This is a genomic window from Pseudomonas sp. LBUM1640, from assembly GCF_059716225.1.
This window is the reverse complement of sequence record NZ_CP166816.1, coordinates 6,300,249-6,311,956: the sequence shown is the minus strand read 5'-3', so window position 1 is coordinate 6,311,956 and position 11,708 is coordinate 6,300,249. Positions and strand designations below refer to the sequence as shown.

General features: G+C 62.6%; 12 protein-coding genes. 7 read left to right on the top strand and 5 right to left on the bottom strand.

Translation table 11 applies throughout. From position 1 onward, the window contains the following. Positions 1–77: 77 nt before the first annotated feature. Complete coding sequence (locus tag ACA065_RS28110; protein WP_497692384.1) at positions 78–590, top strand: glycine cleavage system transcriptional repressor; 513 nt, start codon at positions 78–80, stop codon at positions 588–590. 222 nt (positions 591–812) lie between these two features. Here the strand turns inward: ACA065_RS28110 and rarD are convergent, their stop codons facing one another. From rarD to ACA065_RS28085, 5 genes are all read right to left on the bottom strand, one after another. Beyond that, positions 813–1,697: an EamA family transporter RarD gene (gene rarD / locus ACA065_RS28105; protein ID WP_497692383.1), complete on the bottom strand. Its 885-nt coding sequence runs from the start codon at positions 1,695–1,697 to the stop codon at positions 813–815. Positions 1,698–1,871: 174 nt separating this feature from the next. Then, positions 1,872–2,846 (bottom strand): serine/threonine protein kinase, encoded by a 975-nt coding sequence (locus ACA065_RS28100; protein ID WP_497692382.1) that lies wholly within the window; start codon positions 2,844–2,846, stop codon positions 1,872–1,874. Between the two features lie 218 nt (positions 2,847–3,064). Further along, positions 3,065–4,963: a PhoX family protein gene (locus ACA065_RS28095; RefSeq protein ID WP_497692381.1), complete on the bottom strand. Its 1,899-nt coding sequence runs from the start codon at positions 4,961–4,963 to the stop codon at positions 3,065–3,067. An 81-nt stretch (positions 4,964–5,044) separates the two neighbouring features. Further along, a complete protein-coding gene (locus ACA065_RS28090) occupies positions 5,045–5,809 on the bottom strand; it encodes a TOBE domain-containing protein (RefSeq protein ID WP_497692380.1) in 765 nt (254 codons plus the stop codon). Positions 5,810–5,866: 57 nt separating this feature from the next. Beyond that, complete coding sequence (locus tag ACA065_RS28085) at positions 5,867–6,604, bottom strand: ComFC family protein (RefSeq protein ID WP_497692379.1); 738 nt, start codon at positions 6,602–6,604, stop codon at positions 5,867–5,869. A 92-nt stretch (positions 6,605–6,696) separates the two neighbouring features. Here ACA065_RS28085 and bioB point away from each other — a divergent pair, with 92 nt between their 5' ends. The 6 genes from bioB to ACA065_RS28055 all read left to right on the top strand — a co-directional run bounded on the left by bioB (position 6,697) and on the right by ACA065_RS28055 (position 11,683). Beyond that, positions 6,697–7,752, top strand: coding sequence for a biotin synthase BioB (gene bioB, locus ACA065_RS28080; RefSeq protein WP_497692378.1), 1,056 nt, complete (start codon positions 6,697–6,699; stop codon positions 7,750–7,752). A 155-nt stretch (positions 7,753–7,907) separates the two neighbouring features. Next, positions 7,908–9,089: an 8-amino-7-oxononanoate synthase gene (bioF, locus tag ACA065_RS28075; protein WP_497692377.1), complete on the top strand. Its 1,182-nt coding sequence runs from the start codon at positions 7,908–7,910 to the stop codon at positions 9,087–9,089. Further along, positions 9,082–9,813, top strand: a complete 732-nt coding sequence (locus ACA065_RS28070) for an alpha/beta fold hydrolase (RefSeq protein WP_497692376.1) — start codon at positions 9,082–9,084, stop codon at positions 9,811–9,813. The genes bioF and ACA065_RS28070 overlap by 8 nt, the downstream gene beginning before the upstream one ends. Continuing rightward, on the top strand, positions 9,806–10,618 hold the full coding sequence (gene bioC / locus ACA065_RS28065; protein ID WP_497692375.1) for a malonyl-ACP O-methyltransferase BioC: 813 nt from the start codon (positions 9,806–9,808) through the stop codon (positions 10,616–10,618). Before ACA065_RS28070 ends, bioC begins: the two co-directional genes overlap by 8 nt. Continuing rightward, positions 10,615–11,295 carry a dethiobiotin synthase gene (gene bioD, locus ACA065_RS28060; RefSeq protein ID WP_497692374.1) on the top strand — a complete coding sequence of 227 codons (681 nt, stop codon included), beginning with the start codon at positions 10,615–10,617 and terminating at the stop codon, positions 11,293–11,295. The genes bioC and bioD overlap by 4 nt, the downstream gene beginning before the upstream one ends. A gap of 106 nt (positions 11,296–11,401) precedes the next feature. Continuing rightward, positions 11,402–11,683, top strand: a complete 282-nt coding sequence (locus tag ACA065_RS28055; protein ID WP_025857014.1) for a hypothetical protein — start codon at positions 11,402–11,404, stop codon at positions 11,681–11,683. Positions 11,684–11,708 lie beyond the last annotated feature (25 nt).

The window sequence follows — 11,708 nt, the reverse complement described above, 5'->3', positions numbered from 1 at the left end:
AAATATAAAAATGGTACACGATTTGTTTTCGGGGACTCACCGGTCCACCTTATAGATTGAATTCAGAGGGCTTCGCCATGGACCATCTTGTACTCACTATTATCGCCGCCGACAAACCCGGCCTGGTTGAACGCATCGCGCAGAACATTGCTGACCACGGCGGCAACTGGCTGGAAAGCCGTATGGCGCACATGGCCGGGCAGTTTGCCGGGATCCTGCGGGTAAGTGTTCCCACAGAGAGCCGTCAGGATCTGGTGAATGCGCTGGAGGACTTATCCACACATGGCATTCGCGTGCTGGTGGGCGAGGGCAGCACAGGGCAGGCGTCTGCCTCCAAGCCGATCCTGATGACGCTGGTGGGCAATGATCGGTCGGGCATCGTGCGTGAGATCACCACGCTGTTGAGCAAGCAGGGCGTCAACCTGGAGCGGCTGAGCACCGACGTGCGCCCGGCACCCATGAGTGGTGATCCGCTGTTCAGTGCCGAGGCGCTGCTGCAGGTGCCGTCGTCGCTGTCCCTTGAGACGCTGCAAGCCTCACTGGAAACCTTGGCGGATGACTTGATGGTGGAGCTGCGCAACGAGGAATAATCATCCACAAGGTTATGCATGGAAAACTTGCATGGGCCTGTGGATAACCTGTAGAGACCCGGCGCCAGGCCACGCCGGCCGGGCTTCTGCTTGACTTGAGCAAAAAACGAGCAGTTTCAAGGGCTTGTGCACAAATGGCGGGGATCAGGTTGTGGATAACCTTGGGGTGGATGCCTGCAAGCCACGGCCGCTGTGGCTTGCAGAGGTTTGTACGTTATTTGATCAGCGTTTGCGTACGGTCAGCCAGGCATCCAGGCTGTAGACCACCAGGCCGGCCCAGATAAACGCGAAGGCAATCAGCGTGCTGGTTGCCAGATGTTCACCGAACAAAAACACCGCTTCCAGCAGCACCAGCGTCGGTGCCACGTACTGCAAGAAGCCCAGCGCGGTATAGGGCAGATGGCGCGCGGCAGCGTTGAAGCACACCAGCGGGATCAATGTCACTGGGCCGGCGGCCACCAGCCACCAGGCTTCGGTTGTGCTCCAAAACTCAAGTTGTGCGCTGTGCGCGGACGGGTTGAACAGCAGCCAGGCCACAGCGATTGGCACCAGCATCCAGGTTTCCACCACCAGCCCCGGCAACGCCTTGACCGGCGCCTGCTTGCGGATCAGGCCGTAGAAACCGAACGTCAGCGCCAGCACCAGCGACACCCACGGCAAACTGCCGACCTGCCATACCTGCTGCGCCACACCGACCGCAGCCAGCCCGACCGCCATCCACTGCAAGCGCCGCAGGCGTTCGCCAAGGATCACCATGCCCAGCAGCACATTCACCAGCGGGTTGATGTAGTAACCCAGGCTGGCTTCGAGCATGCGCCCGCTGTTAACCGACCACACATAAGTCAGCCAGTTGGCGGCGATCAATGAGCCGCTGAGTGCCAATATCGCCAGGCGCTTGGGGTTGTCGCGCAGTTCACGGAACCAGCCTGGGTGCTTCCACACCATCAACAGCAAACCGCCGAACAGCGCCGACCACAACACGCGGTGTACGATGATTTCGGCGGCGGGAACGCTGGCGATGGCTTTGAAATAAATTGGGAACAGGCCCCAGATGACATAGGCGCTCAGGCCCAGGATGTACCCCTTGCGGGGGTTGGCAGCTTGCATTGCAGAATCCTTGCTCAGGCAGCTAACAAAGGCGCAATTGTAAGGATTTTTGTCGACCGGTGGGATGAGGCTTTTCTGTGGGAGCTGGCTTGCCTGCGATGCAGGCAACTCGGTGCATCAGTTCTGCCAAGGTGATGCCATCGCAGGCAAGCCAGCTCCCACAGAAGAAGGGGGTCAGAACAGTTTCAGCGGTTCTTCATTGAGGGCTGAGAGCTGCTCGCGCAACGCCAGCACCTGGTCGCCCCAATACCGCTCGCTGCCAAACCACGGAAAGCTGTGGGGGAACGCCGGGTCTTCCCAACGTCGCGCCAGCCAGGCGCTGTAGTGCATCAGGCGCAACGCGCGCAGAGGCTCGATCAAGGCCAGTTCGCGTGGGTCGAAGTCGTGAAACTCCTGGTAGCCGTCCATCAATTCCGACAGCTGGCCCAGGCATTCCTGACGGTCGCCGGCAAGCATCATCCACAGGTCCTGCACGGCCGGGCCCATGCGGCAGTCGTCCAGGTCGACGATATGGAACATCTCATCGCGGCACATCATGTTGCCGGGGTGGCAGTCACCGTGCATACGGATGTTCTTGTGCGGCGTGGCTTTGTAGACCTCTTCCACGCGCTTGAGCAGGTCGCGCGCCACGGACTCGTAGGCCGGCAGCAGGCTTTTTGGAATGAAGTTGCCTTCCAGCAAGGTGGTGAGGGAGTCGTGACCGAAGTTTTTCACCCCCAAGGCTTCGCGGTGTTCGAACGGGCGGGTGGAGCCCACGGCGTGCAAACGGCCGAGCAACTGCCCCAGGCGATAGAGCTGATCCAGGTTGCCCGGCTCGGGCGCACGGCCGCCACGGCGTGGGAACAGGGTGAAGCGGAAACCGGCATGTTCGAACAGGCTTTCGCCGTTGTGGATCAGCGGCGCGACCACCGGCACTTCGCATTCGGCCAGTTCGAAGGTGAAGCGGTGCTCTTCGAGGATCGCTTCGTTGGTCCAGCGCTGGGGCCGATAGAACTTGGCGATCAGCGGTTCGGAGTCTTCGATGCCCACCTGATACACGCGGTTTTCGTAGCTGTTGAGCGCCAGGACGCGAGCATCGCTGAGAAAACCGATGCTTTCGACAGCGTCGAGAACCAGGTCGGGCGTGAGTGTTTCAAACGGATGGGCCATGCGAACTCCTGCGCGCAGCAGGGCGCCGCGTCCGGCCCGGTATGGTAACGCACCAGCGCTGGGATAGGGCGCTGTTGTGTGGCGAGGGAGCTTGCTCCCGCTGGGCTGCGCAGCCGCCCCAAAACCCTACGCCGCGCTCTGACTGAAGGGCTGCGGTGCGCTGGGTTAGGGCCGCTTCGCGCCCCAGCGGGAGCAAGCTCCCTCGCCACAAGGGCCTATCAGGCGCCGACGATCCCGCCGTCATCCCGCCGAATGGCCATCACCGAGGAGCGCGGCTTGCCATTGGGCAGGTGCTCCGGCCAGGTCGAACCACCGGTCTCGCCCGGATGCTGAATGCCCACAAACAGCGTCTTTTGGTCCGGCGAAAAGCTGATGCCCGTTACCTCACACGCCACCGGCCCGACCATGAAACGGCGGATTTCCCCGGTGCTCGGGTCGGCACACAGCATCTGGTTATTGCCCATGCCGGCGAAGTCGCCCGCGTTGCTGTAGTCGCCGTCGGTGAGGATCCACAGGCGCCCAGCCCTGTCGAAACCCAGGCCGTCAGGGCTGTTGAACATGTTTTGCGGATTGATGTTGGAAGAGCCTCCTTTGGGTGTGCCGGCATGCACACCGGGGTTGCCGGCCACCACAAACAGGTCCCAGGTAAACGTCGTGGCACCATGGTTATCGGCATCGGTCTTCCAGCGCAGGATCTGGCCGTAGACGTTTTTTTCGCGCGGGTTGGGCCCACCCACCGGCTGGCCATCTTCGCCGCGCTTGGCGTTGTTGGTCAGGGTGCAGTAGACCTGGCCGTCGGTGGGGCTGACCACGATCCATTCCGGGCGGTCCATGCGCGTGGCTTTGACCACGCTGGCGGCCAGGCGCGCGTGGATCAGCACTTCGGCCTGGCTGGCGAAACCTGTGCTGGCGTCGATGCCGTTTTTACCGTGGGTCAACTCGACCCATTGGCCCTTGCCCTTGGGGTGGTCGGCGTTGCCATCGCCCGCGTCGAAAATCGCCACGTACAAGGTGCCGTGGTCGAGCAGGTCTTTGTTGGCCTTGGGGTTCTTGTGGTTGATCTTGTCGCGGCTGACGAACTTGTAGATGAACTCACCGCGTTCGTCGTCGCCCATGTACACCACGGCGCGGCCGTCGCGGGTTTCAGCCAGGGCAGCGTTTTCGTGCTTGAAACGGCCCAGGGCGGTGCGCTTGACCGGCGTGGATTGCGGGTCGAACGGGTCGATCTCCACCACCCAACCGTGGCGATTGAGTTCATTGGGGTTCTTGGCCATGTCGAAACGCGGGTCGTGCAGGTGCCAGTTGATGTCTTTGCTGGCCGCTACCACACCGTAGCGCTTTTGCCCGGCGTCGAAGGTTTGCTGTGGGTTGCTGCTGCCAAAGCAGTCGGTGAAGTTCTCTTCGCAGGTCAGGTAAGTGCCCCACGGGGTCTTGCCGTTGGCGCAGTTCTGGAAGGTGCCGAGGGCTTTTTTGCCGGTGTTGTCGGCGCTGGTTTTCAGCCAGGCGTGACCGGCTGCCGGGCCGCTGAGGCGGATCGGTGAGTTACCGTGGATGCGTCGGTTGTAGCGCGAATCCTGGACAAACTGCCAAGTGTCGCCCCTGCGCCGCACTTCGATCACCGACACACCTTCGCTGGCCTGGGCCTTGCGCACGTCTTCGGCCGATTGCGGCGCGCCGCCGTGGGCGTAGAGGTAGCGGTAGTTGGTGTATTCGTTGTTGATCGCCATCAGCGCGCGGTTGTCGTCACCGGGGAAGGCGAACAGGCTCATGCCGTCGTTGTTATCGCCGAACTGCTGCTCCTGGGCTTTGGCGGTGCCGTTGCCGGAGGGGTCGAACGCCGGAGCGTTCTTGTGCAACGGCTGGCCCCAGCTGATCACTACCGAAGCGCTGTAGCCGGGCGGCAGGGTGATAGCGTCGCTGGTGGCGGCGGCAATGCTGGTGAACCCCAGCAGTGGGCTGGCACTGGCGGCGTTCACGGCCAGGGCGCTGCGGGTCAGCAGGTTGCCGCCGAGGAACATCGCGGCACCGCACAGGGCGCCGGCGCCGATAAAACGACGGCGGGTCAGGCCGACCATCTGTTCAAGGTCGGTGGCTTGGTTTTCTTCTAATAGGCTCATCTCAGGCTCCCTGCGGTTTTTGCAGACACCTTAAGGAGCGCGCGTGACGAAATTGTTGCAGTTTGAAGTGGCGCTCGCCCGCTACACCGGCGTGCCGAGCAACACGTTGCTGGGCGAGAACTGCACCTGGATCTGCTGGCCCTCGGCGGCATTCAGTGCCTTGAGCGCGGCGGGCTGCGCCAGGGCGCATAAAACCTGACCGTTGGGCAAGGTGATACGCACCTCGCTGGGGCCGTCATCAGCGTCGAGAATCGTCTCGATCACGCCGCTCATGCAATTGTGTCCAGGTGTTGCAGCTTGCCCGATAGCGAGCAGCTCCAGCCAGCCGGCCTTGATCAAGGCAACCACTTCCACGCCGCTCTCGAGTTCCAGGCGTTGGGTGCTGTCGTGGGTGATCTGCGCACTCAAATTCAAGCCGCCCGACAATTGCAGGCGGATCAGGTCATTGCGGCCATGGCTGTCGATGGCGCTGACCTGACCGTGCAATTGGTTGCGCGCACTGGTGCGCAGCATCAAGCGGCCCAGCAGGTTGAAGTCACTGGCATCCTCATCCGAACCGAGTATTTGGGCCTGCAACACTTGTAGGCGTTGGTAGAGGCGCAACACGCGCTCACCTTCGGCCGTCAGCTTGGCACCGCCGCCGCCCTTGCCGCCGACGCTGCGTTCGACCAGCGGTTTTTGCGCCAAGTTGTTCAATTCATCGATGGCGTCCCAGGCGGCCTTGTAACTCAAGCCGGCGCTTTTGGCCGCGCGGGTGATCGAGCCCTGCTCGGCGATGTGCGCCAGCAGGGCAATGCGCTGCGGGCGGCGAATGATGTGTTGGCTGAGGGAGGTCGGCAGAGACATGTGGATACGCTTCTATAAGGTCAGCGGACGTTGCAGGCGTGGCGCACGGGAGTCAAGTCATGTGCCGGGTTTTGGCGTGCGGGCCAGGCAGTAGACGTCGACCTGGCGCGCGCCGGCGTCCATCAACAGCCGAGCCAGGCTGTGGGCGGTGGCGCCGGTGGTGAGCACATCGTCCACCAGTGCCAGGTGGCGGCCTTGCACCTGGGCGTCGGGTGCCAGCGCAAACGCGGCGAGCAGGTTGCGTTTGCGGGTCTTGGCGTCGAGGGCTTGTTGCGCGACGGTTTCATGGGGGCGTAACAACAGATGTTCATCGTGGGGGATATCGAGGTGTTCACTGAGCCAGCGGGCCAGCATCAACGCCTGGTTGAAGCCGCGCTCGCGCAGGCGCTTACTCGCCATGGGCACCGGCAGCAGGCAGTCGGGGCGCGTGAGTTCGGTGTTGTCGAAGCGGTGTTGCAGGTGCTGCCCCAGGAGGCTCGCGAGCAGGTGGCCGAATGGCCAGCGCGACTGATGCTTGAAGCGGCTGATCAAACTGTCGACCGGGAAACTGTAGGACCACGGTGCGATCACCTGTTTAAACGCAGGCGGTTGTTTCTGACACTGGCCGCAGATCAGTCCTTCCATCGGCAACGGCAGGGCGCATACCTCGCACTGCTCCAGAGACCACGGCAGCTCAGTTTCGCAGACGTTACACACACAATCGGCCGATTCGGTGGCTTCATCGCAGACTAAACAGGTCTGGTTGTTTTTTAGCCAGATGTAAACCTCGTGTTTGTGTCCAGGTTGACAGTGCATGAATCTTCCTTAAATATGCCGAGCATCCGTGTCGTGACTGTGGGTATTGCCCTTCCCACAGCGAAAGCCCAAGCATAATCAAGGAATCGCCCATGAGCGCCAGCATCACTGCCACCCTGCGTCACGATTGGTCCTTAGCCGAAGTCAAAGCGCTGTTTGTACAGCCCTTCAATGACCTGTTGTTCCAGGCGCAGACCGTGCACCGCGCGCATTTCGACGCCAACCGTGTGCAAGTGTCGACCTTGCTGTCGATCAAAACCGGCGCTTGCCCGGAAGATTGCAAATATTGTCCGCAGTCGGGCCACTACAACACGGGCCTGGAAAAAGAAAAGCTGATGGAAGTGCAGAAGGTCCTCGAAGAGGCTGCGCGCGCCAAAGCTATCGGTTCGACCCGTTTCTGCATGGGCGCTGCCTGGAAACACCCGTCGGCCAAAGATATGCCGTACGTGCTTGAGATGGTCAAAGGCGTGAAAGCCATGGGCCTGGAAACCTGCATGACCCTCGGCCGCCTCGACCAGGACCAGACTGTAGCGCTGGCCCAGGCCGGCCTCGACTACTACAACCACAACCTCGACACCTCGCCGGAGTTCTACGGCTCGATCATCACCACCCGCACTTACAGCGAGCGCCTGCAAACCCTGGCCTACGTGCGCGATTCGGGCATGAAGATCTGCTCGGGCGGCATCCTCGGCATGGGCGAGTCCCTCGACGACCGCGCCAACCTGCTGATCCAACTGGCCAACTTGCCGGAGCATCCGGAATCGGTGCCGATCAACATGCTGGTGAAAGTCGCCGGTACGCCGCTGGAAAACGCCGATGACATCGACCCGTTCGACTTCATTCGTATGTTGGCCGTGGCGCGCATCCTGATGCCGCAATCCCATGTGCGCCTGTCGGCCGGTCGTGAAGCGATGAACGAGCAAATGCAGGCCCTGGCGTTCTTCGCTGGCGCCAACTCGATCTTCTACGGCGACAAACTGCTGACCACCGCCAACCCGCAGGCCGACAAGGACATGCAACTGTTCGCGCGCCTGGGCATCCTGCCGGAAGCCCGTGAAGAGCACGCTGATGAAGTGCATCAGGCGGCCATTGAGCAGGCGTTGGTGGAGCAAAAGAGCAGCGAGCAGTTCTATAACGCCGTGGTTTGACGCCGATCCCCCATTTGGAATGCATTCCAAATGGGGGAGCTGGCTTGCCTGCGATGACGGCGGCACATTCAGCATCAATGTGTCTGGATAACCGCTATCGCAGGCAAGCCAGCGCCCACATTGGACCGAGTTCAACCTGATCTACCGAGGCCTGCATGTCTTTTGATCTCGCCGCGCGTCTCGCTGCCCGCCGTGCCGAACATCTTTATCGCCAACGCCCTTTGCTCCAGAGCCCGCAAGGCCCTGAAGTCGTGGTGGACGGCCAACCGCTGTTGGCGTTCTGCAATAACGATTACCTGGGCTTGGCCAATCACCCGCACGTGATCGAGGCCTGGCGCGCCGGTGCGTCCCGTTGGGGCGTGGGCGGCGGCGCCTCGCACTTGGTGGTCGGCCATGCCACGCCGCACCATGAGCTGGAAGAGGCGTTGGCCGACTTGACCGGGCGCCCGCGCGCGCTGTTGTTCACCACCGGCTATATGGCCAACCTCGGTGCGGTCACGGCACTGGTGGGGCAGGGCGACACGGTGCTGGAAGACCGCCTCAACCATGCCTCGCTGCTGGATGCCGGTTTGCTCTCAGGTGCGCGTTTCAACCGCTACCTGCATAACGACGCTGCCAGCCTGGCCAAGCGCTTGGAGAAAGCCACCGGCAATACGCTGGTGGTCACCGACGGCGTATTCAGCATGGACGGCGATCTGGCCGGCCTGCCCGCGCTGGCCCGTGAAACCAAGGCCAAAGGCGCCTGGTTGATGGTCGATGATGCCCATGGCTTTGGCCCGTTGGGCGCCACTGGCGGCGGTATTGTCGAGCATTTCGGCTTGAGCCAGGAGGACGTCCCCGTGCTGGTCGGCACCCTGGGCAAAGCGTTCGGCACGGCCGGGGCATTTGTGGCGGGCAGTGAAGAGCTGATCGAAAGCCTGATCCAGTTCGCACGGCCGTATATCTACACCACCAGCCAACCGCCGGCGCTGGCCTGTGCCACCCTGAAAAGCCTGCAACTGCTGCGCACCGAGCATTGGCGGCGCGCGCACCTTAATGGCCTGATCCGCCAGTTCCGCCAGGGCGCCGAACAGCTTGGCCTGAACTTGATGGACAGCTTTACGCCGATTCAGCCGATCTTGATCGGTGACAGCGCCAAGGCCGTGCGCCTGTCGCAGATGCTGCGCGAGCGCGGCCTGATGGTCACCGCGATTCGCCCGCCCACCGTGCCTGCCGGCAGCGCGCGTTTACGCGTGACATTGACGGCGGCCCACAGCGAGGCGCAGGTGCAGCTATTGTTAAACGGATTGGAAGCGTGTTTGCGCTTGTTAGGCGCCACGGAGCCCGACCATGCGTGATCGACTGATATTGCTGCCCGGCTGGGGCCTCGGCGTATCACCGCTGGAGCCTTTGGCGGCCGCCTTGCGTGGCCTCGACGAACACCTGCAGGTGCAGATCGAACCGTTGCCGGCGTTGGATTCCAGTGAGTTGAATGAATGGCTCGACGAACTCGACGCCACACTGCCGGACAACGCCTGGCTGGGCGGTTGGTCGCTGGGCGGCATGCTCGCCTCGGAGCTGGCGGCGCGGCGCGGCGAGCGTTGCTGCGGGCTGCTGACGCTGGCGAGCAACCCGTGTTTTGTCGCCCATGCTGGCTGGCCCAGCGCGATGCCGGCCGAAACGTTTGATGCGTTTCTCGCCGGTTGCCATGCCGATTCCCAAGTCACCCTCAAACGCTTCGGCCTGTTGTGTGCCAAGGGTGCGCAAGACCCGCGCGGGCTCTCGCGTTTGCTGGTCAGCGGTGCGCCGAATACGCCTTCCAGCGTGTTGATGCCAGGGCTTGAGTTGCTTGCCCAGCTCGATACCCGTGCCGCGCTGCTGGCCTATCGCGGCCCCCAGCTGCACCTGTTCGCCGGTCTGGATGGGCTGGTGCCTGCCGAGGCCGCCAGTGATTTGCTGGCGTTGCTCCCCGATGTCGAAATCGGCCTGATTGAACAGGCCGGTCACGCTTTTCTTCTGGAAGACCCCCACGGTGTAGCGGGGGCCATCCAGGCTTTTTTGCATGAGTGCGTTGATGACTGATTTATCCCGCCCGCCACTGCCGGGCGCCTTGCCGGACAAGCGCCAAGTGGCGGCCTCGTTTTCCCGCGCCGCTGCCAGTTACGACAGCGTGGCCGAGTTGCAGCGCGCGGTGGGCACTGAACTGCTGGCGCGCCTGCCCGCTGGCAATGCACCGCAGCGCTGGCTGGACCTGGGCTGTGGCACGGGTTTTTTCAGCCGCGTGCTGGGCGAGCGGTTGCCGGCAAGCCAGGGCGTGGCGCTGGATATCGCCGAGGGCATGCTCAACCACGCGCGGCCCTTGGGTGGCGCCGAGCATTTCATCGCCGGTGACGCCGAGCGCCTGCCGTTGCAGGGCGAGAGTTGTGGGCTGATCTTCTCCAGCCTGGCCGTGCAATGGTGCGCGAATTTCGAGGCGGTGCTCAGCGAGGCTTACCGCGTGCTGCAGCCTGGCGGCGTGCTGGCGTTCGCGAGCCTGTGCGTGGGCACTCTGGATGAGCTGCGCGAAAGCTGGCGCGCCGCGGATGGCCTGGTGCACGTCAACCGCTTCCGCACCTTTGAGGCCTATCAACAGCTGTGCGCCGCCAGCGGCTTGCGTGTGGTCAGCCTGGAGCGCCAGCCCCACGTGTTGCATTACCCGGATGTGCGCAGCCTGACCCACGAACTCAAAGCGTTGGGCGCGCATAACCTCAACCCGGGTCGCCCGGGAGGGTTGACGGGGCGCGCGCGGATTGTTGCACTGGTGGACGCTTACGAGCAGTTCCGTCAGGCCCAGGGCCTGCCCGCCACGTATCAAGTGGTGTACGCCGTACTGGAGAAACCTCTATGAGCGCCGCTTACTTCATCACCGGCACCGACACCGATGTCGGCAAGACCACCATCGCCGCCGGCCTGCTGCACGCTGCAAGGCTGGCGGGCAAAAGCACCGCTGCGGGAAAACCGGTGGCCTCGGGTTGCCAGGTAACGCCCAATGGTTTGCGCAATAGCGATGCTCTGGCACTGCTGGCTGAGTGTTCGTTGCCGCTGACGTATGCCGAGGTCAACCCGGTAGCGTTCGAGCCTGCCATCGCGCCACACCTGGCGGCGCGAGAGGCGGGCGTGGCGTTGACGGTGCAGTCGTTGTTAAAGCCGATGCAGCAGATTCTGGCGCGGCAGGCAGATTTCACCTTGATCGAAGGCGCGGGCGGCTGGCGCGTGCCGTTGGTCGATCAGGCCAACCTGTCGGACCTGGCCATGGCGCTCAAGCTGCCGGTGATCCTGGTGGTGGGCGTGCGCCTGGGCTGTATCAGCCATGCCTTGCTGACCGCTGAAGCCATCGCGCGCGACGGTTTGCCGTTGGCAGGCTGGGTGGCGAATATCATCGACCCCAAGACCTCCCGTCTGGAAGAAAACCTCGCCACCCTGGCTGAGCGGCTGCCCGCGCCATGCCTGGGCCGCGTGCCGAAACTCAAGCAGGCCAGTGCTGAAGCCGTCGCCGAGTACTTGGAGTTGGACCTGCTTGACTGATTTTGGCTATCGACAAGGCATTATGCCATTAGTGTTTTTGACGGGCGTTTTGCCGGGATGTCTGCTTAAATTCCAGCTCACGATTCTCTAAAGGCAGGCTTACGCCATGGAAATCTCTGGAAGCAGCGCGTTTTATTCGGGGCTGAGCACTATTCAGGCCGGGCAGAACCGCGTCGACCAGGCCGCCGGCAAGATTGCCAGCGCCGCGACGACCCAGCCATCGGACGCACAAAGCGACCGTCTGCAAGCCAACGACCGTGCTCAGCCGTCCAACTCGGCGAGCAATATGGTCGAAATGGCCCAAGGCAAGTTTCAAGTCGAGCTGGGCGCCAAAGTCGCCAAGGCTTCGGATGAAATGCTCGGCACCTTGATCGACACCTACGCTTAATCCCCCTCTCTTCGGTACGCTGGTT

Excerpts from the sequence above, each read along its gene's own strand:
- bioC (WP_497692375.1), top strand. The coding sequence starts at position 9,806 with ATGACTGATTTATCCCGCCCGCCACTGCCGGGCGCCTTGCCGGACAAG.
- ACA065_RS28070 (WP_497692376.1), top strand. The coding sequence starts at position 9,082 with ATGCGTGATCGACTGATATTGCTGCCCGGCTGGGGCCTCGGCGTATCA.
- ACA065_RS28100 (WP_497692382.1), bottom strand. The coding sequence starts at position 2,846 with ATGGCCCATCCGTTTGAAACACTCACGCCCGACCTGGTTCTCGACGCT.
- ACA065_RS28090 (WP_497692380.1), bottom strand. The coding sequence starts at position 5,809 with ATGTCTCTGCCGACCTCCCTCAGCCAACACATCATTCGCCGCCCGCAG.
- bioB (WP_497692378.1), top strand. The coding sequence starts at position 6,697 with ATGAGCGCCAGCATCACTGCCACCCTGCGTCACGATTGGTCCTTAGCC.
- ACA065_RS28110 (WP_497692384.1), top strand. The coding sequence starts at position 78 with ATGGACCATCTTGTACTCACTATTATCGCCGCCGACAAACCCGGCCTG.
- bioF (WP_497692377.1), top strand. The coding sequence starts at position 7,908 with ATGTCTTTTGATCTCGCCGCGCGTCTCGCTGCCCGCCGTGCCGAACAT.
- ACA065_RS28095 (WP_497692381.1), bottom strand. The coding sequence starts at position 4,963 with ATGAGCCTATTAGAAGAAAACCAAGCCACCGACCTTGAACAGATGGTC.
- rarD (WP_497692383.1), bottom strand. The coding sequence starts at position 1,697 with ATGCAAGCTGCCAACCCCCGCAAGGGGTACATCCTGGGCCTGAGCGCC.
- ACA065_RS28055 (WP_025857014.1), top strand. The coding sequence starts at position 11,402 with ATGGAAATCTCTGGAAGCAGCGCGTTTTATTCGGGGCTGAGCACTATT.
- bioD (WP_497692374.1), top strand. The coding sequence starts at position 10,615 with ATGAGCGCCGCTTACTTCATCACCGGCACCGACACCGATGTCGGCAAG.
- ACA065_RS28085 (WP_497692379.1), bottom strand. The coding sequence starts at position 6,604 with ATGCACTGTCAACCTGGACACAAACACGAGGTTTACATCTGGCTAAAA.